Source organism: Streptomyces mangrovisoli (assembly GCF_000974985.2).
Taxonomy (GTDB): Bacteria; Actinomycetota; Actinomycetes; order Streptomycetales; family Streptomycetaceae; genus Streptomyces; species Streptomyces mangrovisoli.
Genome location: NZ_LAVA02000011.1, coordinates 142,108 through 165,743, shown reverse-complemented (window position 1 = coordinate 165,743; position 23,636 = coordinate 142,108). Strand labels below are relative to the sequence as shown.

At 73.3% G+C, this 23,636-nt stretch carries 20 protein-coding genes; 9 read left to right on the top strand and 11 right to left on the bottom strand.

The features are described 5' to 3' along the window. Positions 1-34: 34 nt before the first annotated feature. Positions 35-1,294 (bottom strand): FUSC family protein, encoded by a 1,260-nt coding sequence (locus tag WN71_RS05675; protein ID WP_046583401.1) that lies wholly within the window; start codon positions 1,292-1,294, stop codon positions 35-37. Positions 1,295-1,377: 83 nt separating this feature from the next. Continuing rightward, positions 1,378-1,872, bottom strand: a complete 495-nt coding sequence (locus WN71_RS05670) for an FBP domain-containing protein (protein ID WP_046583398.1) — start codon at positions 1,870-1,872, stop codon at positions 1,378-1,380. Between the two features lie 234 nt (positions 1,873-2,106). On the opposite strand from WN71_RS05670, the gene WN71_RS05665 reads away from it, so the two are divergent. The 3 genes from WN71_RS05665 to WN71_RS05655 all read left to right on the top strand — a co-directional run bounded on the left by WN71_RS05665 (position 2,107) and on the right by WN71_RS05655 (position 4,305). Further along, on the top strand, positions 2,107-2,901 hold the full coding sequence (locus WN71_RS05665; protein ID WP_046583482.1) for a DUF3626 domain-containing protein: 795 nt from the start codon (positions 2,107-2,109) through the stop codon (positions 2,899-2,901). A 240-nt stretch (positions 2,902-3,141) separates the two neighbouring features. Further along, entirely contained in the window at positions 3,142-3,810 is a 669-nt protein-coding gene (locus WN71_RS05660; protein WP_046583397.1) for a dienelactone hydrolase family protein, read from the top strand. Between the two features lie 69 nt (positions 3,811-3,879). Continuing rightward, positions 3,880-4,305, top strand: coding sequence for a CBS domain-containing protein (locus WN71_RS05655; protein ID WP_046583395.1), 426 nt, complete (start codon positions 3,880-3,882; stop codon positions 4,303-4,305). Between the two features lie 21 nt (positions 4,306-4,326). Here the strand turns inward: WN71_RS05655 and WN71_RS05650 are convergent, their stop codons facing one another. Further along, the gene (locus tag WN71_RS05650) at positions 4,327-7,590 is read right to left on the bottom strand and encodes an NACHT domain-containing protein (RefSeq protein ID WP_079177667.1); all 3,264 of its coding nucleotides are present in this window, start codon (positions 7,588-7,590) and stop codon (positions 4,327-4,329) included. 353 nt (positions 7,591-7,943) lie between these two features. Between WN71_RS05650 and WN71_RS05645 the strand changes: the two genes are divergently transcribed. Together WN71_RS05645 and WN71_RS05640 are read left to right on the top strand one after the other, a co-directional pair. After that, positions 7,944-9,233, top strand: coding sequence for an ROK family transcriptional regulator (locus WN71_RS05645; protein ID WP_046583393.1), 1,290 nt, complete (start codon positions 7,944-7,946; stop codon positions 9,231-9,233). Between the two features lie 529 nt (positions 9,234-9,762). Continuing rightward, a complete protein-coding gene (locus WN71_RS05640) occupies positions 9,763-10,605 on the top strand; it encodes an alpha/beta fold hydrolase (protein ID WP_046583392.1) in 843 nt (280 codons plus the stop codon). A gap of 9 nt (positions 10,606-10,614) precedes the next feature. On the opposite strand, the gene WN71_RS05635 is transcribed toward WN71_RS05640, so the two are convergent. Together WN71_RS05635 and WN71_RS05630 are read right to left on the bottom strand one after the other, a co-directional pair. After that, the gene (locus WN71_RS05635; protein ID WP_046583479.1) at positions 10,615-11,577 is read right to left on the bottom strand and encodes an SDR family NAD(P)-dependent oxidoreductase; all 963 of its coding nucleotides are present in this window, start codon (positions 11,575-11,577) and stop codon (positions 10,615-10,617) included. 330 nt (positions 11,578-11,907) lie between these two features. Beyond that, positions 11,908-12,951: a PHP domain-containing protein gene (locus tag WN71_RS05630; protein WP_046583478.1), complete on the bottom strand. Its 1,044-nt coding sequence runs from the start codon at positions 12,949-12,951 to the stop codon at positions 11,908-11,910. Between the two features lie 136 nt (positions 12,952-13,087). Between WN71_RS05630 and WN71_RS05625 the strand changes: the two genes are divergently transcribed. After that, the gene (locus WN71_RS05625) at positions 13,088-13,333 is read left to right on the top strand and encodes a hypothetical protein (protein ID WP_046583390.1); all 246 of its coding nucleotides are present in this window, start codon (positions 13,088-13,090) and stop codon (positions 13,331-13,333) included. Between the two features lie 94 nt (positions 13,334-13,427). Here the strand turns inward: WN71_RS05625 and WN71_RS43400 are convergent, their stop codons facing one another. Continuing rightward, positions 13,428-13,859: a VanZ family protein gene (locus WN71_RS43400; RefSeq protein WP_420856458.1), complete on the bottom strand. Its 432-nt coding sequence runs from the start codon at positions 13,857-13,859 to the stop codon at positions 13,428-13,430. Positions 13,860-14,271: 412 nt separating this feature from the next. After that, the gene (locus tag WN71_RS05615) at positions 14,272-14,952 is read right to left on the bottom strand and encodes a DUF4230 domain-containing protein (protein ID WP_046583386.1); all 681 of its coding nucleotides are present in this window, start codon (positions 14,950-14,952) and stop codon (positions 14,272-14,274) included. Between the two features lie 300 nt (positions 14,953-15,252). On the opposite strand from WN71_RS05615, the gene WN71_RS05610 reads away from it, so the two are divergent. Further along, complete coding sequence (locus tag WN71_RS05610; RefSeq protein WP_046583384.1) at positions 15,253-16,206, top strand: ribose-phosphate diphosphokinase; 954 nt, start codon at positions 15,253-15,255, stop codon at positions 16,204-16,206. Positions 16,207-16,269: 63 nt separating this feature from the next. Here the strand turns inward: WN71_RS05610 and WN71_RS05605 are convergent, their stop codons facing one another. Both WN71_RS05605 and WN71_RS05600 read right to left on the bottom strand, forming a co-directional pair. Then, the gene (locus WN71_RS05605) at positions 16,270-16,650 is read right to left on the bottom strand and encodes an anti-sigma factor antagonist (RefSeq protein WP_046583382.1); all 381 of its coding nucleotides are present in this window, start codon (positions 16,648-16,650) and stop codon (positions 16,270-16,272) included. A 239-nt stretch (positions 16,651-16,889) separates the two neighbouring features. Then, a complete protein-coding gene (locus WN71_RS05600) occupies positions 16,890-17,855 on the bottom strand; it encodes an NADP-dependent oxidoreductase (protein ID WP_046583381.1) in 966 nt (321 codons plus the stop codon). Between the two features lie 65 nt (positions 17,856-17,920). Here WN71_RS05600 and WN71_RS05595 point away from each other — a divergent pair, with 65 nt between their 5' ends. Further along, positions 17,921-18,886 carry a GlxA family transcriptional regulator gene (locus WN71_RS05595; RefSeq protein ID WP_046583378.1) on the top strand — a complete coding sequence of 322 codons (966 nt, stop codon included), beginning with the start codon at positions 17,921-17,923 and terminating at the stop codon, positions 18,884-18,886. 270 nt (positions 18,887-19,156) lie between these two features. Beyond that, entirely contained in the window at positions 19,157-20,062 is a 906-nt protein-coding gene (locus WN71_RS05590) for a hypothetical protein (RefSeq protein WP_046583376.1), read from the top strand. A 95-nt stretch (positions 20,063-20,157) separates the two neighbouring features. Here WN71_RS05590 and WN71_RS05585 read toward each other — a convergent pair whose 3' ends face one another. Together WN71_RS05585 and WN71_RS05580 are read right to left on the bottom strand one after the other, a co-directional pair. Then, positions 20,158-21,792: an amidohydrolase gene (locus tag WN71_RS05585; RefSeq protein WP_046583374.1), complete on the bottom strand. Its 1,635-nt coding sequence runs from the start codon at positions 21,790-21,792 to the stop codon at positions 20,158-20,160. 225 nt (positions 21,793-22,017) lie between these two features. Next, the gene (locus WN71_RS05580) at positions 22,018-23,520 is read right to left on the bottom strand and encodes an APC family permease (RefSeq protein ID WP_046583372.1); all 1,503 of its coding nucleotides are present in this window, start codon (positions 23,518-23,520) and stop codon (positions 22,018-22,020) included. Positions 23,521-23,636 lie beyond the last annotated feature (116 nt).

Sequence of the window (23,636 nt, the reverse complement as noted above, 5' to 3'; positions counted from 1 at the left end):
CGCCCCCGGACGCGCCCCGCGCCCGCGGACTTCCTCACTGAGAACGTCGGCCGACGCGCTTCCGGTTCCGGCTCCGGCGCACGATCTTGCGCGTGCGCCGGGTGAACCGTTCCCGGATCCGCGCCATCGAGCTGTTGCGCTGCAGAGCGGCCACCCGGTCCAGCTCCTCCAGCAGCCGCCGTGAGCGGTGCTCCGTGTCGAGCTCGTCGATGATGCGGTTCACCTCGGTGAGGACCGCGCCGAGCAGCTGCCACTGCGTGGCGTCCCGCTGGACCTCTTCCAGCAGGAGCTGGGCCAGCTTGTCGCGGGTGGCCGCGGCCTGGCGCAGCTCGCCGGTGAGCCGGGACTCGGCCGACTCGGCGCTCACGCTCACGTCCGTGGTGACCAGGACCGAGAAGCTCACCACGGCGTCGGCGATCTCGGACAGCAGCTGCTCGACCATGGCGCCGGTCGCCGGCGCGAACAGCGGCTCCGGCTCGCGTTCCTTGGCGAGGTCGGTGAAGGTGCGGGTGAGCACCCGCAGCACGACCGTGCAGATCTCCAGCGTGTCCAGCCCGGTGCGCAGCACGACCCGGTGCAGCAGGCCCTCCTGCACCCGCGGGTTGAGCCGCAGGCTGTCCTCGGCCTGGCGCAGCTCCGCGTCCACCTGGACGATGTCGTGGTCGAGCCGGCGCGCCTCGTGCAGCCGGGCGGCGGCCCGCTCGACCGGGGTGCGCCCCGCCGCCTCCTCGCCCACCCGCAGCATCAGCCGCCGCACCCGGCGGGCCAGTTCCTCGATCGACGCGCCTGCCTCGTCCACCCAGACGGGTGGCGCGAACAGGAGGTTGCAGGCCATGCCGACGGTCGCGCCGATCACGGTCTCCAGCACCCGCGACCAGGCGGTGGTGGAGACGGTGGTGACGCCGAGCACCAGCATGGCGCTGATCGCCACCTCGGGCACGAACTCGTCCACCCGCACCAGGTGCCCCACGGCCAGCGAGGCGACGATCACCAGGGCGAGGCTCCACCAGGTCAGCCCGACCAGCAGGCTGAAGCCGACGGCGACCAGGACACCCGCGATCACGGAGTTCACCCGGCGGACGGCGGTCTTCAGCGTGGCGTAGAGGGTGACCTGGACGACGAGCAGGGCGGTCAGGGGCGCGGTCAGCGGACGGGACTCCAGCGTCATGTGCAGCGCGATGACGTAGGAGATCGTCGCCGCGACGGTCGAGCGCAGAGCCGTGAGGACCACGGGGTTCCGGGAGCGCTTGCGGAGCTGGGCGAGGGACTCCGTCCCCTTCTGTACGACGTGCATCTCTAGCTCTGTTCCCCCTCGGCGGCCACAACGAACGGTCATTCACCGAGGACGGGGGCTGTCCGATCAGCCGCGCAACCCGATCAGTCGTAGAGCTTGTCGAGGAAGGCGGACAGGTTGCCCGTCGTGCGGGCGATCTGCTCCTCCACGGTGAGGCTCTCCTCGATCCGCAGACCGGACTCGGGGATCTTCTTCCCCCGTACGTAGAGGGAGCAGGCGAGGTCCGTGCACATGTAGAGGCCGACCGAGTTGCCCTCGCGGCCCGCCGTGCCCGCCTTGCGCGCCGTCATCAGCGAGACGCCGCCGCCCGGGTGGGTGGTCAGGCACAGCGAGCACATGCTGCGGTGCAGGAAGCCGCGCCGCGAGGTCGGGAAGCGGAGCGTGACGCCGACGGTCCGGCCCTCCCGCTCGGTCACCAGACAGCTGCGGTCGGGGGCCCCGGAGTCCCGCCAGCCCAGGAAGTCGAGATCGGGCCACGGCCGCTGCTCCAGATCCCTGGGCACCGGCAACCGCTTGGCCTCGCCCTTGGAACAGTTGACGAAGGAGGCGCGGATGTCCTGCTCGGTGAGGGGTTTCATTGGGGGACTCCTGGACGTCGTACGGTGACCGGAAAACCAAACCTAATAGGTCTAGGCTGCTGCCTAGGGTAGGCAGCCTGGGGGGAGGGGAGCCACTTGTTTTTCCCGGAGGCAGGACCTCGGCCGACCCGCGCCGGGCTCGACGGACGGGTTCATGGCGGGCTCGAAGGGCGGGCCCGTGCCGCGCTCGCCCATGTCGCGGCGCGCTCCGCCGGACGGCCCGTCGGCGAGGACCTGCGCCTCACGCTCAACTTCCATCCCGACCGCCTCATCGGCGGGATGCCGATCCTCGACGCGCTGGCCAGGGACGGCGCCTACCGCTCCCAGTTCGTGACCGGCACCAGCAACGGCGGGCTCACCGCGCGCCCGGGCGGTGACCGCTGGCGCTGGGAGAGCAGGATCTTCGGCGGGGCCTACGACGACGCGCCCGCCGTCGAGCGCCCGGTCTACGGCGCCCTCGACTTCCGCCGCCAAGTCGTCGGCGCGGCGCCCCGCTTCGGCTCCGCCCACTTCCGGCTCGCGCCCGGCCCGCTGCACCGCACCACCTTCTGCTACCCGGACAGCGCGGCCGAGCCCACCGACTTCGGGGTGGCGGCGGGCATGACCCTGATCGACCTCGCCGAGTCCGACGAGCGGGACGCGCTCGACGACTACATCGAGGCGCAGGTGCACGGCGGCGTCGATCTGGCCCGGGACGTCGAGGCGCTCGTCCTGGACGCCTGCTACCACGGCACCGAGGTCGAGGCCGCGGCCCGCGCGCTGCCCTGCCCGGTCGAATGGCATCCCGGCTACCGCCTCACCGTGGCCGCGCTGCGCCGCCATGGCGACTACCGCGGTCAGGAGTACGCCGACCTCGGCGCCCGGATCGCCCGGAACGGCCTGCTCGACCCACGGGCCATCGGTGACGCCGCCCGGACCGGACGCCACGACCTCCAGGACCTCAAGAAGGTGTGGCACACCCTGGCCCGCTTCGGCGCACCCGAGGGGGCGGGCACGGCCCGCGCCGCGCCGTCGTCCGAAACGTCCTGACCGCGTCGACGGCGCCGCCGATCCGCCGCCGGCGGCGCCGTCCCCGGCGTTTGCCGGTCCGACGCGTACGGCAGAGACTTGGAGGTGCGCGCCGTACCGTCCCGTCCGAGCCGCCCTCGCCCGGAGCTCTCGCGACACATCGTGCGAACTCCGCGCCCGAATGGGTACCCGGTCCCGACGTGATGCCCGGCCGGGCCCACCCGGACCGGGCCGACCAGCCCGAGGGAACAGGTGAAGCGCATGATCTCCGAGATGGTGTCGGTGCCCGCGGACCACGTGACGCTCGGCGGCGATCTCGTCGTCCCGGACGGAGCGCGCGCGGTCGTCCTGTGCGCGCACGGAATCAGCGACACCCGGCACGGGGCGCGCAGCCGGGCCATGGCCGCCGAGCTCAACGGCGCGGGCTTCGCGACGCTCGCCCTCGATCTGCTCAGCGAGCGGGAGGACCGCGACGACGTCCTGACGGCCGCCGGCGAACAGCGCTTCGACGTCTACCGGCTGGGCCGCCGCACGGTCGCCGGGGTGGACTGGCTGAACATCCAGCCGGGCGTACGGTCGCTGCCGCTCGTCCTGCTCGGCGCCGGAAGCGAGGCCGCGGCCGTGCTGGAGGCCGCCGCCGAACTGCCCGACCTGGTGCTCACCGCCGTGACCTGGGGCGGCCGCCCGGACCTCGCGACCGAGGCGCTGCGCCGGGTGCGGGTGCCGGTGCTGCTGATCGCGGGCGACCGGGACCCGCAGGCGCAGAAGCTGACCGAGGACGCGGCGCAGCACCTCGGCGCGCCGCACGCCGTGCAGGTCGTGCCCGGCGCCACCCATCACTTCGACGAGCCGGAGGTGGTGAACCGGGCGGTGGCGATGACCGTCCGGTGGTGCGACGAACGCCTGGACGCGGGGCGCGAGTCGCCCTGAGCGGTGACCGGACGAACCGGACCCGACCGGACCCGGACAGAGCCAAGGTTGCGATGCGGGAGGTGCCCCATGACCCGGCTGATACGTGACGTGATGACCCCCGGCGCGGAGGCCGTCGAGCCGATGACCTCGCTGGAACGGGCGGCACGCGTGATGCGCGAACACGACGTCGGCGACGTGCTGGTGGCGTACGACGTCGACCTCTTCGGCGTCCTCACCGACCGGGACATCGTGGTCCGCGGCATCGCCGAGGGCCGCGACCCGCACACCACGCCGGTCGGCTCGCTGTGCACCCGGCCGCCGGTGGTGACGGTGACCCCGGACGACACGACCGACCACGCCGTCGAGTTGATGCGCCAGTACGCCGTACGGCGCCTGCCGGTGGTGGAACACGGCGGCGCCCCCGTCGGCGTGATCAGCCTCGGCGACCTGGCGACCCTGCACGAGGAGCACACGGTGCTGTCGGACATCAGCGGGGCGGATCCCAACCGGTGACGGGGCCCTGCCGGGCGGGTTCTAGGGTTCGGAGCGGGCGATCAGGAGGATCTGGTTGGCCTGGGGCAGTGTCGCGGTGACGGGGTGGTGGGCGGCGACGTGCTGCAACGCCATGTGGACGAGAACGCCCGCCGTGCCGAGCGGCTGTTCCTCGTGGATCTCGATCAAGGCCGCGATCAGTGCGAACCGGACCAGCGCAAGGGACCGCCGGTCCATCGGTGAGCGGCGCTCGGACAGGTCGGTGAGCACCTCGGTCAGGTCGCCCATGAGGAGGCCCAGCCGGGACGTGCCCGGCATCGCGTAACGAGCGCCCCGCAAGGCCGCCGCAGCGTTCTCGGGGACGGGGACAAGGCCCGTCCCGGAGTGAGCCTGACGGGCTCGTGCCGCGACGCGGGTGAGGTCCGGCAGGACGTCCATGGGCTTGGCGGGAGGGGACCAGCCGGCGAACAGCGCATCGAGGGCCGTGGGCAGGATGCGCATATGTGTGGGGCTGTAGCGCAGGCCCAGATCGAGGGCGAAGTCGAGCTGCTCGGAGGCGGATCTCGGAGCCGGGGCGTCGGACACGAGGCCGTTCATGACCAGAGCCTGGACGAGTGACCGCGACTCCTCGGACGGTCGGAGGAACTGCCACTCGGTGGGGGCAGGGATCTGCGCGAGGCAATCGGTGAGCACGGAGGTCAGCTGCACGACCGATGTGTCGGCAGCCGGATCGAGCCCGAGTTCTTGAGCCTCGACGACGACCTGTCCGAGGTGGTCGTCCAGCAGCTCTTCCAGGTTGAGCCGGAAGGACGCGTCCCGAGGGCCGCCGGCGTCCTGCATGAGGTGGACGGTGGGAAGGTAGTCGACGTCGGGGCCCATGCACTTCTGGAGTCGGGCGATGCGATCCGCGAGGACCGACCAGGTGGCGTCCTGGGGCCTGGAGTCGGTGATCCACTCCTGCGCGCGGGCGAGTTCCCGTGCCAGGGCGACGACGGGTACGAGCTGGGCCACGGGTGGGGAAGGCCGGTCGGGGGCCAAGGCCCGCGAGAAGGCGTGCGCCCAGTCGCCGATCACCACGCGGTACCTCTGCTGCATGCTCAGCAGACACAGATAGAGGTCGTGTTCCGCGAGTTCGGCGGGGATCCGCACCTCCAGGCTGCTGTCGGCAGCGTACGGCCAGGCCACCCCCGGGGTTCGGTGCAGCCGCACGCCCCCGTCGTCGCTCGTCCACACGGTGTGGGACCCGGCGGCGGGATGGGCGTAGCCCGTCAACTCCGCCGTAGTCGGCAGGCGATGGGAAGAGTCGCCCGTCACCCCACGAAGCCACTCCACGAACCGTTCCGCGTCCTCGCCCTCCATCCCCACCGCGGGTCCGTCACCGTCCGAGGTCCGCCGGGCGGCGGGCGGGTGATGCAGGCCGCGCGCCTCCTCCGTCCGGACGAACAGCTCGTACAGCGTCGCGGACACCGGATTCGCGCACAGCACCGTGTTCTCGTCCAGCGTCACGACCTCCCGCAGCGACCGGGTCGCCAGGATGCCCGCCGTGAGCGCCCGCAGGGCCGGGTCCGTGGCGGAGCCGGACGGTGTCAGCAGGGACTCCAGCCGCTCGCGGGTCTCGGGCGCGACGGTCCTGGCCTGGTCGACGCAGTCGAAGGCCAGCGCCAGGGTCTGGATGGAGCCCGACCGGTAGCAGGCGTCGACGATCGCCGTCGCGTCGTTGTCGGCGGCCCACAGCAGGATGGTCTCCCGCCACCACGGGTCGTCCACGGTCGCCGCCAGCGACCGCTTCCCGGTCCGGGAGGTCCCCAACTGGGCGGCCGCGAGGTACTCCTGAAGGGTCAGGTGGGCGAAGCCGTACACGCCCTGTTCCCGCTCCACGAGCAGCCCGCTCTTTCGGGCCTCGTCGAGGAACACCTCGGGGGTCACGGCGCCGGGCACCTCCCGCAGCGCCGTCTGTATCGCGCGAGCCGCCCTGGCCAGCGGCCAGTCCCGGGCCCGGCCCTTCATCATCGCGAGCGCGAGCCGCTGCACCACGTGCCGCTTGTGCCGCCCCTCCAGACCGGTCGCGTCGCTCAGCCCGCGCGCCTCCGCCCGCCGGTGCAGCAGTACGTCGCACATCTCGGCGTACAGCTCCGCGCGGCTGCCCGGCAGCGCGCCGCGGTAGCGGTGCACGTTCGCCGTCATCGTCAGCAGCAGGGGGTTCGCCGAGAGGTCGTACAGCGCGGGCCGGGTCCGCAGCCGGGTCATCAGGTCCGCCGCCTGACGGTCCGCGATCGCCCGCACCTCACGGCCGGTCTCGGCCCGCGCCCGGCACTCCACGGCGTACGACCACTGGTGCAGGAACCGTTCGACCTGCTCCGGGGTGAAGCGCTGCACCTGGAGCACCTCCGCGCCGGTCAGCGGCTTCGACTGGTAGCCGTGCGGCCGGGAGGTCACCAGGAAGATGTTCTCGGGGTGCCGGGCCCGCTGCTGTTCCACCCACGCCACCACGCGGCCCCGCTCGGCCGGATCGGCGACCTCGTCGAGACCGTCCAACAGGACCAGGCAGCGGCCCCGTTCGAGCTGCCGCTCCAGCCAGCCCGGGGGGACCTTCTCGCGCAGCCAGGTCGCCTGGCACGCCACCGCCCCCAGCCCCGGCGGGTCTTCGGCGAGCAGTGCCCTGGCGTGGTCGCGCAGGTACAGCAGGACCGGCAACCGCCCTCGCCGCGAAGGCCATTGTCTCTCGCACAGCCGCAGCGCCGTGCCGCGGGCGAGCGTCGTCTTGCCGGATCCGGGTCCGCCGATCAGGGCGAACAGCCGCGCGGCGCCCTCCTGTTCGGCGTCCCCCAGCACGGACTCCAGGCTGCGTCTGCGCCCCGCGCCGGCCGCCGTGCGACCACCGGGGACCGTGCCCAGATACGGCTCCCGCGCGGCCGCGTGCGGCGTCTGCGGGGTCAGGCCGACGTCGACGTACACCTGGCGCATCCGGAGCACGAACTCGCCCTGTGTGGCGATGCCCACGGTCTCCATGTCCTGGACGTTGGCCCGCAGTTGGCGCAGGTACACGCGGTGCGAGGCACGCCAGAGCAGGCGCCGGTCGAGGGCCTCCGCGGTGCGCCCGACCCACCGCTTCTCCAGGTCCCCGAAGACCTTGCCCGTGAACGCGGCACCGAGCAGCAGCGCCTCCCAGACCAGCAGGGCCCCGACGGTGAGGACCGGGTGGCGGGCCACCGCGGAGCGGTAGGTGATGCCCGCCGCGCCGGGCACCAGGGTGCCGAGCGCGAGCAGCCCCGCCCGCGGCACGAGTCGTAACGCCCTGCCCGCCATCTGCTCCCCTTCGACGGCCCGGCCCGTATTCGGTCAGCAACGTCATACCCGTGCACATCACTTGAAGTGGCTCTTTCACCAAAACAACCCGGTAGGCTCCCGCGCGGCGGAGCGGCAGGGGAGGGCGGGGCATGGTGGAGGACTCCCGGGAGCGGGCTCCGCGGGCGCGGTTCCACGCGGGTGGCCGCAGCCGGCCGCCGCGCCGGACGGCCCGGCGCACGCGGTGGGCCGGTCGCGGGCCTCATAGCCGCCACCTACTTAGCTCATAACGTGAACTAAGGGTTGGAGGAATGTCGCGCCGAAGCCGCCCGCAGAGGTATGTTGCAGGTCGGAAAGGGTTCGAAGGGAGCCACATGGCGGGGCGGAACGGGCGCACGGTACGCGACCTCAGGCGGGCCAATCGCACGGCCGTGCTGCAACGGCTGTACTTCGACGGACCCCTCAGCCGGTTCGAGCTGGGCCCGGCCACGGGCCTGAGCTCCGGCTCGGTGAGCAATGTCGTCGCCGACCTGATCGCGGACGGGCTGGTCGAGGAGGCCGGCAGCGTCGACTCGGACGGCGGGCGCCCGCGCACCCTGCTGCGCGTGGCACCGCACAGCGGCCACATGATCGGCGTGGACGTCGGCGAGACCCGGGTGCGGGTCGAGCTGTTCGACCTCACCCTGACCGAACTGGCCCGCGCCGAGCGCCCGTTGGAGCACCAGCGCTACGACGTCGACGTCATCACCGGCCATATCCGCGACGGCATGGCCGAGGTGCTGGCCGCCGCCCGCATCCCGGCCGAGCGGCTGCTCGGCGTCGGCGTGGGCGTGCCCGGCATCGTCGAGCACACCGCCGACCGCGGCACCGTCGTGCACGGCCAGACCATCGGCTGGGGCGCGGTCCCGCTGGAGTCCCTGCTGCGCTCGGACTCCCGGCTGCCGGACAGCGTGCCGTACTTCATCGACAACGGTGCCAAGACGCTCGGCCAGGCCGAGATGTGGTTCGGCGCGGGCCGCGGCGCCCGCAACGCCGTCGTCGTGCTCTTCGGCTCCGGCGTCGGCGCCTGCCTGGTCACCCCGGAGGTGGAGCACGGGCGGGCCGTCGAGTGGGGGCATCTGACCGTGCGGGTGCGCGGCCGCCGCTGCCGCTGCGGCGCGCTGGGCTGCCTGGAGGCGTACGCGGGCGCGGAGTCCCTGCTGGAGCGCTGGCGCGAGGAGGGCGGACGTCCGCCGCAGGGCGCCGACGAGGAGACCGCGCTCACCGCGATGCTGGCCGCCGCCTACCCCACCGACGGCACCGCCGCCGACCCGGTCGCGCTGGCCGTCCTGGAGGAGACCGCCGAGTACCTCGGCGCCGGCCTCTCCGACCTCATCAACCTCTTCCAGCCCGAGCGCATCCTCATCGGCGGCTGGGCGGGCCTGCAGCTCGGTTCCCGCTTCCTGCCCGCGGTACGGCGCCACGCGACGGCGTACGCGCTGCGCCATCCGGCGGACAAGGTGACGATAGAGCTCGGCCGGCTCGGGCCCGACGCGGTCACCGTGGGCGCCGCGATCCTGCCCCTCGCGGACTTCTTCGCCCGGGGCGGGCGCCGCCCGGAGCCCACCCCGCAGAGCCCGGAACCGGCTTGGCGCACGGCCCTCCAGGAGCGGGCGCCCTACTGACCGTCCCCGGTTCGCCCCGTACCCGTGGCCACCACGCCGTGACTCGTGGTGACGGGTGGTCCCGGTGGGGCGGCGGGGGCCCATGACCGGGTGGGCCGGGTGCCGCGGCTCGGGGGCGCGGCAGTCGGCCCACACCGACACCCGGGGGCGGTCCCCGCCCACACCGACACCCGGGGGTGGTCCCGGTCCACACCGACACCATCCGGGTGCGGGCCCCGCACCCCGGTCCGGCTCACCCACGGCCCGCCCGGCCGTCCGCCCGCGGATACGGCGCCGTCCCCGTCCCCCGCGAGCCGCCGCACCGGACGCCACTGCCCCGGAGGCAACCGGACGCCACTTCCTCGAAGGCAACCGCACGCCACTACCTCGGAGGTAATCGACCGCGGGCGCGCCCCGGCGCCAGCATGGGAGGCGTCAAGGCGGGACCGGCCCTCGTCACGGGGCCGGCCGCCACCGCGGGACCACCGGCTCCACGAGACCGCCGTCACCCGGCGTTCCGCCGTCGTCCCGAGCCCTCAGGAGGACGTCCATGCCGTACTTCGCGAGCCCCGTCGACGGCACCCGCCTGCACTACGTCGACTACGGCCCCACCGACGGCCCCGTGGCCGTGTTCGTCAACAGCGCCTACCTCGCGACCGACATGTGGGAGTTCCAGATGCTCCCGCTGGCCGAGGACGGCGTCCGCTGCGTCGGCCTCGACCGGCGCGGGCACGGCCGCTCCGACGACGTGTGGGGCGGCTACGACCTCGACACCCTCGCCGACGACCTGCAGGCCCTCCTCGACCACCTCGGCCTGCGCGCGGCCACGCTGATCGGGCACTCGGTCGGCAGCGCGGAGATCGTGCGCTGCCTGACCCGGCACGGCGCCGGGCGGGTGGCCCGCATCGCCCTGGTCGCGGGCATCGCGCCCGGACCGGCCCGCTGCGAGAACAACCCCGACGGCTGGGACCCCGAGGTCATGCGGGCCGCCACCGACACCTTCCTGCGCGACCGCGCGGCCTTCTTCGACGACCCCCAGGCGGTGGGGGACTTCTTCGGCCTCCACCTGCCCGGCAACGAGGTCTCCCCGGCCTACGTCCGCCACGTCAGCGCCGGTTGCATGGTCGCCACGGCCCGCGCGTCGAGCGCGGTGCAGCGGATGATCGCCGGACTCGACGTCTCGGACGAACTGGCCAAGACCGAACTGCCGGTGCTCGTCGTGCACGGCACGCACGACGTCTCCGCCCCGCTGGAGCTGACCGGCCGCCGCGCCGCCGCCCTCGCGCCGGAGGGCACCCTCAAGGTCTACGACAACGCCGCGCACGGCCTGTTCGTCACCCACGCCGCCCGGCTCACCGCGGATCTGCGGGAGTTCGTCCTGGGGCCCGGCTGACCGGGCGGGTCAGCGGGAGAGCGCGTCCAGGCCGGTGCGTTCCGCCGACAGCTCCCACAGCCGGGCCGCCTGCTCCGGGTCGGCCGCCCAGTCCTTCACCCCGCCGGGTGCCTCCTCCCCGGCGGCGGGCTCGGCGATGTCGCAGTCCTCCAGGTACACCCCGCCCATCCCGTCGAGCCGGTGCGAGGTCGCCGCCCAGACCTGGGTGGCCGCACCCTGCTCGGGGGTCTTGAACGCCCCGGGGTTGAGCACGGTGCCGCTCTCGTCGATCCAGCCGCGCTCGATCATCTCCGTGCGGTCGAGGTGCCGTTGGAGCGGGGTGAGGATGCCGCCCGGGTGCAGCGAGAAGGCGCGCACCCCGGTGTCGCGGGCGAGCGCGTCGAGATGCACCGCGAACAGGGCGTTGGCCGTCTTCGCCTGGCCGTAGGCGAGCCACTTGTCGTAGCCCTGGCGCCAGTCGACGTCGTCCCAGCGGATGCCGGAGAAGTGGTGGGCGCGCGAGGACACCGAGACCACGCGGGCGCCGCCGGGCTCGATCGCCGGCCAGAGGCGGTTGACGAGGGCGTAGTGCCCGAGGTGGTTGGTGGCGAACTGGGCCTCCCAGCCGGGCCCCACCCGGGTCTCCGGGCAGGCCATGATCCCGGCACTGCCGATCAGGATGTCCACGGTGCGGCCGGAGGCGAGGAAGCGTTCGGCGAAGCCGCGCACGCTGTCCAGTTCGCCGAGGTCCATCTCGTCCACCTCGACGCCGGGCAGGCCCTCCAGCGCCGTGCGCGCCGCGGCGGCGCGCCGGGCGGGGACGACGACCCGGGCACCGGCTCCGGCCAGCGCGCGGGTGGTCTCCAGGCCGAGCCCGGAGTAGCCGCCGGTGACGATCGCCAGCCTGCCGGTCAGGTCGACGCCGTCCAGGACCTCGGTGGCGGTGCTCGTGGCGCCGTAGCCCGAGCCGATCTTGTGCTGTTCGGTGCTCATGGTCGGCACGCTACGAATTGGAGCGCGCTCGAAGTCAACTTCCCTCCGGCGTCCGGAGCAAGTCTCCGGCTGTCTGGAGCAAGCCTCCGGGGCAAGGGAACGCCCCGACCGGACGGGGGGATCACGGTCGGGGCGGACTGAGGTGGGTACGGATGGCGGTCGCCTCTCGGCGAAAGGCTCCACAGGGCTTCAGCCGAACGATCGTCCCTGTGGGCGGATGGTGAGGCCCGGGGACACTGTCCCATCCGCACCCACGGCTGGTTCAACGGTGAACCACCGTCGGGTGTTCCGCACGGATCGCGCCGAATCGGGTGATCTGCGTCACTGTGGTCAGGTGACGCCCGCTCCCGCGCGTTCCGGCACCCGTCCCTCCCGTGTCCAGGTCAGCAGTTCCTCGGCCGTCCAGGTCGTGACCACCCGTTCGGGCGGCACCCCGCACTCCTCCGCCCGTGCGCAGCCGTAGATCTGCCAGTCGAGCTGGCCCGGCGCGTGCGCGTCGGTGTCGACGGAGAACAGCACGCCCGCCGCGACCGCCCGGCGCAGCAGGCGGCGCGGCGGGTCCAGCCGCTCAGGGCGGCTGTTGATCTCCACGGCCGTGCCGCTCTCGGCGCACGCGGCGAACACCTCGTCCGCGTCGAACCGCGACTCCGGCCGCCCCCGCCCGGTGACCAGGCGTCCCGTGCAGTGCCCGAGGACGTCCGCGTGCGGATCGCGTACGGCGGCCACCATGCGCCGGGTCATCGCGCCCGCGTCCATCCGCAGCTTGGAGTGCACGGACACGACGACCACGTCGAGCCGGTCGAGAAGTTCCGGCTCCTGGTCGAGGGAGCCATTGTCGAGGATGTCGCACTCGATCCCGGTGAGCAGCCGGAACGGCGCCCAGGTCGCGTTCAGCTCCTCGACCAGCTCCAGTTGTTCGCGCAGCCGCTCCGGCGACAGGCCGCGGGCCACGGTCAGCCGCGGGGAGTGGTCGGTCAGTACGGCCCACGCGTGGCCGAGCCGGGCCGCCGTGCGGCCCATCTCCGCGATCGGGCTGCCGCCGTCCGACCAGTCCGAGTGCAGATGGCAGTCGCCGCGCAGCAGGGCCCGCAGCGCCGTGCCGCCCTCGGTGAGCGGGCCGGCGCACTCCTCCTCCACCCGTTTCAGGTAGGCGGGGTCCTCGCCGGCCAGCGCCTCCCGGGCCACCTGGGCCGTCTTCGGCCCCACGCCCTTCAGCGACTCCAGCGTCCCGGCGGCGGCCCGCTCGGCCACCTCGCCCCGCGGCAGGGCCGCGAGCACGCCCGCCGCGGTGCGGAACGCGCGCACGCGGTAGGTCGGCGCGAGGGACCGCTCCAGCAGGAAGGCGATCCGGTCCAGGGCCTCGACGGGATCCATCGCCACCTCCACCACCAGCGTTTTCCGGGCCACCTCCGTCCATCACCAGGGTTCCCCAGGCCCGGCCGCCCCGCACGACGGCCGGCTGGGTGATCCGTGACATAGCGGGATGAGCTGCGCGATCTACTCTCTTTTCATGACCGAAATCGCGAGCCCCTTCCTCTCCCACCCACGGGTCCTGGTGCTGGGACCGCAGCCGGGCAAGCCGGGAACCAAGCCGTTCCGGATCGTCGAGGTGGAGGGGGAGGTGGTCGGGCAGGCACGGACCGTGACCGACGTCCTGGAGATCGCGGCGGAGTACGGCGTGGTCGTGCACGACCTGGACGACCCCAACGTCATCTGCTGGGTGGGCGGCGACCGGTACACCTGGCAACTGCACTGAGCCGGCGGCCGCGGCCGCCGGCTCAGTGCCCCGTGGCGTCCTGCCCGGGTCGGGTCCGTGTCGGATCGTGCCGGGATCGTCTCGGGTCCGGGGGTCAGGCCCGCTGGCGGCGCGGCTTGCGCGCGTGCACCGCCCGCCCGAGCCGCCGGCCCAAAACCAGGTATCCCAGCAGCGCGCCCGCCGTGTTGAGGATGACGTCGTCGATGTCGAAGGCCCGCCCGGCGACCAGCGCGCCCTGCGCGAACTCCACCAGCAGCATGACGATCGCGGTCAGCGCGACCACGCGCAGCAGCCCGCGGGCGCGCGGGGCCACGACCGGCACCAGCACCCCGAACGGCACGCCCAGCAGGATGTTGCCGCCGACCTGCTTGACGGCGTCGCGCAGGGCCGGCTGGTCCAGATAGAGCTTGAGGGTGCTGCCCGGGTGCAGGTTCGTGTGCGCGATCGACACGGACGCCGGCGAGGGCTCGAGGGTGATGCGGGCCAGTACGACGGCGAAGGCGACCATGAAGACGAACGCGCACAGGCAGGCCGCGAGCCGGGCGACGAGGGGGAGCGGGCGGCGGTCGTCGGCACCGCCGGCCTTGCCCCGCCCCTTGCCCTTGGTGTTGCCCTTGGTGTCCGCCGGGGCCTTCTTCGCCTTGCCCTTGGTGTCCGCGGGGGCCTTCTTCGCCTTGCCGGTCCGGCCCGTCCACCCGGTCCGGCCCGCCCTCCCGGTCTTCGCGGCGGCCTTCGTGTCCCGCTCGGCGTCACTCTCGGCGTCGCGCTTCGTACTGCGCAGGCGAAAGGTCGTTCGCGGTCGTACCTCGGCCCGGGCCATCAAGTCCTCCAGTCGTCAACCTGCCGGCGTGGTAGGCCGGTTACCCTCGAATCGGGCGAGGAATCCCGGCGCGCGAGGGCTCGCGGGGCACGCGCCGGGCGGCCGGTGGGAGCGCTCCTCAGGAGCCGTAGGACACGTGCACCTCCTTGAAGCCGAGGGAGTGCAGCAGGCCCTCCAGCATGTCCGTGGTGTTGCTCTCCGCGCGGGTGGTCAGCCCGCTGTCCTTCGCCGCGTCCCCGATGTGTTTCACGGCCAGCTTCTGCACGGCGTGCTCGCTGTCGGGGTTGTCGGAGAAGAGGTCACCGAGCCGGTCCAGCAGCCCGCGCTGCTTGGAGACCGCGTAGGAGTGGTTCACGTCGAGGGCGGGTGTGCCGAGCGCGGCGTGCGGCAGCCGCAGCGTGGCGGACGTGCGGTCGGCGTTGACCTTCACGTCGTCGTCGCCGACCTTCCCGAGGTCGACGTAGGCCTCCACGGTGCCCGCGCCGACGTACAGCGTGCGGGTGCCGCGGATCGCGCTGGGCAGGTACTTCGCGTCCTTCTCCAGGTCCACCACGACCTGGAAGTTGCCGGAGGCGGCGTCGTAACGGCTCATGTCCTGGATCGACTTGAGCAGGGTCGGTCCGGTGCGGTCGTGCGTCTCGGTGCCGAACAGGTCACGCAGGCCGGGCAGCACGGCGAGCCGGATGCCCGCGAACAGCAGGGCGAGCACCAGGACCACCGCGGTGAGCACCTTGGCCCACCCGGGCATGTGCTTGGCGGGGCTCTCGCGCCTGGTGGGGCGCTCTGTGGAAGTCGTCATGCGACCGTCCTCCTTCTCTCCCCCTCCGGATGCCCGCCAATGCCCGTGCCAGACCGCATGGTTGGGCGTACCACCGGCCTGGCCGCGGCGCGCGGGCGCCCGTGCGCGCGCCCGGCGCGGGACGGCCGAGGCGTGTGCGCCGGGCCCACGTCCGCACCCGTTCGGGTGAGTGCGGCGTCGGTCTCGCCGCGCGAGCCGTCCTGACGTGCGGGAACATGGACGGTGGCACCGTCGCGTGCCGCTTGGCGGGTCAGTAGCATGAGCCCCCGCAGCCCGAGGCGATCATGCGAGGAGCCGGACGTGCGAGACATCGCGGTGTTCAGCGGGAGCGCCCACCCCGAGCTGGCGGAGGAGGTGTGCCAGCACCTCGGCGTACCGCTCAGCCCCACCCGGGTCAGCCGCTTCGCCAACGACTGCCTGGAGGTGCAGCTCCAGGCGAACTGCCGGGAACGGGACGTCTTCCTGATCCAGCCGCTGGTCAGACCGGTGCAGGAGCATCTGGTCGAGCTGCTGCTGATGTGCGACGCGGCCCGCGGCGCCTCCGCCGGGCGCATCACCGTCGTGATGCCGCACTACTCCTACGCCCGCTCCGACAAGAAGGACGCCCCGCGCATCTCGCTGGGCGGCCGGCTGGTGGCGGACCTGATGGTGGCCGCGGGCGCGGGCCGGGTGCTGGCGATGACGCTGCACGCGCCGCAGGTGCACGGCTTCTTCTCGGTGCCGGTGGACCATCTGCACGCGCTGCGCGAACTGGCCGCGCACTTCCGGCAGTACGACCTCTCCCGCACCACGGTCGTCTCGCCGGACCTCGGCAATGCCAAGGAGGCCGCGGCGTTCGCGCGGATGATCGGCGCGCAGGTGGCCGCCGGGGCCAAACAGCGTTTCGCGGACGACCTGGTGAACATCAACTCGGTGATCGGCGAGGTCACCGACCGCGATGTCATCGTGCTCGACGACGAGATCGCCAAGGGCAGCACCGTCCTCGAACTGCTGGACCGGCTGCGGGAGTTGGGCCCGCGCTCGATCCGTATCGCCTGCACGCACGGGCTGTTCGCGGGCGGCGCCCTGAAACGGCTGAGCGCGCAGGGCGACGTGCTGGAGATCGTCTGCACCAACACCGTGCCGGTCCCGGCCGAGGAGTACACCGACAAGCTGCGCGTGCTGTCCATCGCCCCGGCTCTCGCGGAGGCGGTCCGCCGCATCCACAACGGCGAGTCGGTCAGCGCCCTGTTCGACGCGCCGCGCAAGGAGTAGCCGTCGGGGCAGCGGCAGCGGGAGCGGGAGGGTGAGCTGGAGCCGGCGGGTGTGCCGCCCCCGTCACGGGCGGCCGGACGCCGTCTCCGACTGCCCCAGTGCCGCCTCCAGCGTCGGCCGCGGCGGCAGCAGTTGGGACAGGCCGGTGATGCGGAAGACCCGCAGGGTCAGCGGATGGTCGCAGACGAGGTGCAGTTGCCCGCCGTGGTCGAGGACCCGCTGCCGGGCCCGGTAGATCAGCCGCAGTCCCGAGCAGTCGAAGAACTCGACCCGGCGCAGGTCGAGGACCACGCGCGCGCCGGGTCGGCCCGTCGCCCGGTCGAGGCCGGGCATGATCTCGGTGGCCGCGGCGATGTCGATCTCGCCGCGGAGTTCCAGCACCGTGTGGCCCCGGTCCTGGTGGACGCGTAAGTGCCGGGACAGCGGCGCGGGTTGCTGCTCCACGACGACATCGCCTCCACCCTGCCTCTGGTGCGCCCGGGACGGCGGGGGCCACTGGGGCCCTCACGGCCCCCGGATGCCCAATTCCCGTCCCCGCTCAGCAAGTTACCCTCGATGGAGTGAATTTGAGCATGTTCGATTGACATATGTCTTCGCCTTCGAGGGCCCACTTTCTGTGGCGAAGGCGACAGGGAAGTGCCGAGCCGTCAGGTTTGGGAACAGGGTCCTCCTGGGAAGAGCGCTCAGTCCACCACCAGGACCAGCTTCCCAGCGGTGCGCCCGGTGTCGCCGACCTCGTGCGCCTTGGCCGCGTCGGCCAGCGGGAAGGTCCCGGCGATCGTGGCGCGCAGCGCGCCCCGCTCGACGAGGTCCGCGATCGCCCGCATCCCGTGCCGGTCGGCGTCCACCAGCATCCGCACCGCGCGCACCCCGAGACGCTCCGCCTCCTCGAAGAACTCGGCGGAGCCCACGGGCAGGATCGACACGACGACGCCGCCGGGCCGCAGCGTGCGCAGGGACCGCGTGGAGGTGTCGCCGCCGAGGGTGTCGAGGACGACGTCGACGTCGCGCACCGCCTCGGTGACGTCGGTGGCGCGGTAGTCGACCGGCTCGTCCACGCCGATCGAGCGCAGGAAGTCGTGCTTGGACTCGCTGGCCGTGCCGATCACGTACGCGCCGCGGGACTTGGCGATCTGCGCGGCGACATGCCCGACCCCGCCGGCCGCCGCGTGGATCAGCACCCGCTGCCCCTCGCGCAGGTCGGCCGTCTCCACCAGCGCCTGCCACGCGGTCAGCGACACGAGCGGCAGCGCGGCCGCCTCGACGTGGTCGAGCGCGGCGGGCTTGCGGGTGAGGGCGCGGACCGGGGCGATGACGTACTCGGCGTGCGAGCCGTGCCCGAACGGGTAGGGCAGCATGCCGAAGACCTCGTCGCCGGGGCGGAAGGCGGCCACGCCGATCCCGACGGCCTCGACCACGCCGGAGACGTCCCAGCCCAGGACGAAGGGCGGCTGCCCGAGGAAGCCGCCGGTGGCGCGGTGCTTCCAGTCGGTGGGGTTGACGCCGGCCGCGCGGACCCGGACCAGTACCTCGTTGGGGCGGGGCGCGGGCTTCGGCAGCCGGATCTCCTTCAGGACCTCGGGTCCGCCGAGGACGTCCTGGCCGATGGCGCGCATCGTGGGGGTGTTGTCGTCAGTGCTCATGGTCATTCAGCCTGCCCGGTGCCGCCGCCGGGGAAAATGGCATGATGGCCATCATTCGATACGATCGTGCCATGCGGCGAACACCACGAGCTGAGGCCCCCGAGCGGGTCGTCGTCCTGGCCCTCGACGGCGTGTACCCCTTCGAGCTGGGCATCCCGGCCCGCATCCTCGGCGCGGCCGACGGCCACTACGAGGTGCTGACCTGCACGGTCGACGGACGTCCGGTGCGCACCAACGCGGACTTCTCCGTCGCCGTCGAGCACGGGCCGGAGATCCTCGCCACGGCCGACACGGTGGTGATCGCGCCGACCTCCCCGGACCGGATCACCCCCGGCCTCCCGGACCCGATCGCCGCCGCCCTCGACCGTGTCCGCCCCGACGCGCGGATCGTCTCGATCTGCACCGGCGCCTTCGTGCTGGCCGCGGCGGGCCTGCTGGACGGGCGCCGGGCGACCACGCACTGGCAGCTCGCCGAGCACTTCGGCCGCCTGTTCCCGCACATCCCGCTCGACCCCGACGTGCTGTTCGTCGCCGACGGCCGCATCCTCACCTCGGCGGGCGCGGCCTCCGGCGTGGACGTGTGTCTGCACATCGTGCGCGAGGACCACGGCAGCGAGCTGGCCAACACCGTGGCCCGGCGCTGCGTGGTGCCGCCGTTCCGCGACGGCGGGCAGGCGCAGTACATCGAGTACCCGGTTCCGGCGAGCGGGGCCGCGAGCACCGCGGCGACCCGGACCTGGGCGCTGGAACGGCTCGACGAGCCGCTCGCCCTGGCCGATCTCGCCGGGCACGCGCGGATGAGCATGCGCACGTTCGCCCGCCGCTTCAACGACGAGGTGGGGCTGAGCCCCGGCCGCTGGCTGATCCAGCAGCGCGTGGCCCGCGCCCGGCACCTGCTGGAGTCCAGCGACCTGTCGGTGGACCAGATCGCGGGCCGCGTCGGCTTCGCCACGGGCGCGTCCCTGCGGCAGCACCTGCACAGCGCGATCGGGGTCTCCCCGCAGACGTACCGGCGCACGTTCCAGGCCGTTCGGTAGCCTCCGGCTTCCGGCTTCCGGCTTCCGGCTTCCGGCTTCCGGCTTCCGGCTTCCGGCTTCCGGCTTCCGGCTTCCGGCTTCCGGCTTCCGGCTTCCGGCTTCCGGCTTCCGGCTTGCGGCTTGCGGCTTCCGGCTTCTGGCTTCCGGCACCTGCCGTCCGGGCCGTCCGGGCCGTCCGAACGTTGCACCCCGTTCCCGCGTCGAAGGAGCGACGGCCGACGGACGGGCCCGGGAGCGGCCCGGGTCACGGGCCATGGGCAGGGGGCGGCGATGCGTGAGGCGCGGGCGAGACGGGCGGTTGCCGGGCGGGACGGCGGCGCGAGGCGGCGCGGAGGCCTGTTCGCCCTGACGGCGCTCCTGGTCGTCGCTCCCGGCGTGGCCGGTTGCCGCTCGGGCGACGACATCAAGAACGGCCCGGTCTACACGGACTCCGTCTCGGCCCCGGCCACCCCGTACAGCGGCCCGCTGTACGTCCCGGTGCGGGCGAAGGGGGCGACGGGCGTCGACGCCTCCGGCGCGTCGGGCCGGGCCCTGGAGTGCGACGGCCGGATGTACTCGGGGGGCCGCAGCGACCCGTGGAGCCGGGGCGACGGCGGCAGCACGCCGGTGGAGGGCCTGCTCGCCTACTTCGACATGGAGCAGCCCGACGTGCCTCGCTCCGGTTACCGGGTGGAGCGGCGCGAGCACGACCGCGTCCTGTTCTCCTACGACGTCGCGGGCCGCACGAAGGTCGCCGTGATCGTGGCCAAGGACCGCCCGGACCGGCCCGGTTGGGGCCCGGAGACCAGCGCCTCGTGCGATCCGTCGGAATTCCCGGCGAAGGTCGCCGAGTCGCTGGGCTACGAGGTCTGGACGGACCGCGACGGGCACCGGTTGCCGGTCACCGAGGTGCGGAGCGACACCGGTCCCGGTCACTGCGGTTGGGAGTCGGCGCACTTCCTGGAACTCGACGGCAAGCGGGAGTACGCCTCCGACCCGCACGGCGTGCTGCCGTCCGAGATGCTCACGGCGCCGTACCGGGCGAACGTGAAGCTGCCCGCCGACGCGCACGACACCGGATACCGGTTCCGTGGCCGGCAGTTGTGGCTGACGGACGACCGCTCGACGGCGTACGTCCGTGTCGACGGCCGGGTGCAGGCGTGGCCCGAGGTGAAGGAGGGAGTCGCCTGCCAGTGACCGACCGGGGGCTCGGTGCCGCCCCGGGCCGCTCACGTCCCGGGCCCCCGACGATCACATCCTGGGCCCCGGCCGATCACGTCCGGGGCACCCGGTCACACCCCTGAGGCGGCGTACACCCGCTCTCCTCCCACGTACGTCAGCGCCACCGTCGTCTCGGCGATCGCCTCCGGGGCGGCGGCGAACGGGTCGCGGTCCAGCACCACCAGGTCGGCCAGCGCGCCCACGCGCACGGCGCCCGTGTCGTCGAGGTGGTTCACGTAGGCGGCGCCGGCCGTGTAGGCGGTGAACGCGTCGGTGAGGCCGATGCGTTCACCCGGCAGGAAGACCGGCGCGCCGCCCTCCGGCTGCACCCGGTTGACCGCGACATGGATCCCCTGGAGCGGGTCGGCGCTGGAGACCGGCCAGTCGCTGCCCGCCGCGAGCCGCGCCCCGGAGCGCAGCAGCGCGCCGAACGGGTACTGCCAGGCTGCTCGTTCGGGACCGAGGAAGGGGATCGTCAGTTCGTCCATCTGCGGCTCGTGGGCGGCCCACAGCGGCTGGATGTTGGCGGTCGCGCCGAGCCGCGCGAAGCGGGCCACGTCGTCCGGGTGCACGACCTGGAGGTGTGCCAGGTGCGGGCGGGTGTCGCTCGGCCCGTTCGCCGCGCGGGCCGCCTCGATCGCGTCCAGCGCGTCGCGCACCGCCCGGTCGCCCAGCGCGTGGAAGTGGCACTGGAAGCCCAGTGCGTCCAACTCGGTGACGTACTTGGGCAGTTGCCCGGCGTCGATGAAGCTGGTGCCACGGTTGGCGGTGACGCAGCCGCAGGGGTCGAGATACGGTTCCAGGAGCGCGGCCGTACCGGTCTCGGCGACCCCGTCCAGCATCAGCTTCACGCTGCCCGCCCGGAACCGACCGTGGCTCAACTCCTCCCGCCTCGCCACGAGTTCCGGGATCTGCTCGGCGCCGCGCTCGCGGTCCCACCACAGTGCGCCGACCACCCGCGCGGTGAGCGAACCCGCCCGTGCCGCCGCGAGATACGCCTGCGACGGGTCGTCCATGCCGAGGAAGTCGCCGACCAGGGCGTCCTGCCAGGCCGTGATGCCGAGGGAGTGCAGATGCCGCTGGGCGTGCAGGAGCGCCGCGAGACGGTCGGCCGCGCTGCCCGTCGGGGCCAGCCGGCCCACCAGCTGCATCGCGCCCTCCTGGAGGGTGCCGCGCGGCTCGCCCGCGGCGTCGCGGTCGATGCGGCCGTCGGCCGGGTCGGGCGTCGTGGCGGTGATGCCCGCGAGCTCCAGGGCGCGGCTGTTCACCCAGGCCCCGTGGTGGTCGCGGTTGGGCAGGTAGACCGGCCGGTCCGGGACGACCGAGTCCAGCAGCTCCTTGGTCGGCGTACCGCCCTCGAACGCCTCCATCGACCAGCCGCCGCCGGTGATCCACTCCCGCTCGGGGTGCGCGTCGGCGTACGCGCGCACGGCGGCCAGCGTGTCCTCGGCGGTCCGGGTGCCGGAAAGGTCGCACTGCATCAGCTCCATGCCCGCCGGGAGCGGGTGCACGTGCGCGTCCTGGAAGCCGGGCAGCAGCAGCCGCCCGGCGAGGTCGACGACCTCGGTGCGCGGCCCGGCCAGCTCGCGCAGCTCGGCCTCGCCGCCCACGGCGGTGACGCGGTCACCGGTGACGGCCACGGCGGTCGCGGTACGGCCCTCGGGGGTGAGGACGGGGCCGCCGGTGAAAAGCAGGTCTGCGTACATGTCTTCCGTTCCTTGCGGATCGTCGGTGCGGTGCGGGGGGTGCGGATGCCCCGGCCGAGGGACCGGTGGTGGGGCCCGGTCGTGGCGTCGGCGGAAGCGGCGGGCTGGTTCAGCCGCCGCGCGCGGTGGTGGGCGGGGCGCGCCCGTCGGCCGGCGGGCGGGGCCGGGCGCGTCCGCGGGGGCCGGTGACCGGCGCGCCGCCGCCCGCCGGCCCCCGCGAGGCGCTCACTGGGAGGCGGTCAGCAGGCGCGGCGCGTCCGCGTCCGTACCCGTGCCGGTGCGGAAGTACGGCGACTTGCGCCCCCACTTCGCCCAGGCCGCCGCCACGAACCCGGACGCGATCATCGCGAGCGGCATGGCGAGCAGGAACCAGCCGTTGTCAGGGGAGAGCGCGAAGTGGTCGGTCGAGGTGTAGAACGACCAGCCGAGGTAGCCGCCGAGCCCGAGCAGGACGACCGCGCTGATCCCGGGCAGCACCACCGCCCGCACGCCCTGCCGCCAGTCCTCCTTCAGCAGCGCCCGGAAGCGCACGGCCGCCGCGAGCGCGGTCAGCGCGTACGACAGGGCGACGACGATGCCGACGCCGTTCACCGTCGCCATGATCATGTCGGCGAGCCGGGGGATCACCAGCGCGAGCGCGGCGACCACCGTGGCCAGCGCGCCGATCAGCAGCGTGCCCGCCGCCGGGGTGCCGTACTTGGTGCTCACCCGCGACCACACCGGACCGAGCGTGCGGTCGCGGCTCATCGCGAACATGCCGCGCGCGGTCGGGATGACGCCGGACTGGAGCGAGGCGACGGCGGAGAACATCAGCGCCACCAGCGGCATCGCGGCCCACGGCTGCGCGGCCAGCTTGTCGCCGAAGTAGGCGAGGCCCTCGGCGCCGTGGCCCACCAGCTCCGGCCCCGACAGCACCCGCTGGAAGGCGACCGAACCGAGCAGGAACAGCCCCAGCATGGTCACCAGCGTGATGAAGCCCGCCTTGGAGGCGTCCTTCGGGTCGCGCACCTCCTCGTTCACGCTGAACGCGGCGTCGAAGCCCCAGTAACAGAACACCGACAGCAGCATCCCCTGCGCCACGGCGGTCGCCGACGGGATGGCGAACGGGTCGAACCAGCTCAGGCTGAAGGGGTGCGAGCCGGTGAAGATGCCGTAGCCGCAGAAGCCCAGCAGGACGACGTACTCGAAGATCAGCAGCCCGGTCTGGAGCCGTGCCGCGGTCCGCACGCCGGTGACCGCGGTGATGGTCACCGCGACGAGGACGACGATCCCCACCGCCGTCGTCTGCGCGGTCGAACCGGGGTCGAGCGTGAGGCCGCCCACCCGGTGCAGACCGGCCTCCCCGGCCAGCTGCATCATCGCCGAGCCGGTGACCGCCGTGGTGTACGCGAGGAACGCGATCGTCGCGACGATGTTCACCCAGCCGACCATGAAGCCGAGCCACGGGCTGAGCGAACGGCCCACCCACACATAGCCGTTGCCGGCGTTCGGCTCGACCTTGTTCAGCCGTGAGAAGGCGCCCGCGATGCCGAGGATCGGCAGGAACGCCAGCAGCATGATGGCCGGCAGGTGCAGGCCCACCACCCCCGCCGTGACACCCAGGCCGATGCCGATGGTCGTGGTCGCCGCCGTACTGGAAGCGGCGATCGCGACGCTGTCCAGGACGCCGAGGGACGTGCGCAGTCCGGGCCGCTCGGGCGGGTCGGCTCCGTAGGGCTTGTCGATCATGGCCAGCTCTCCGCTCGCACCGTGGGGCCTGGCAGGCCCCGGTGACGGGACATGAAACTGGCCGTTGCCTTCACAGGTCAACGGTGTTGTCATAAGGTGCGGACACCGTCCAGGGA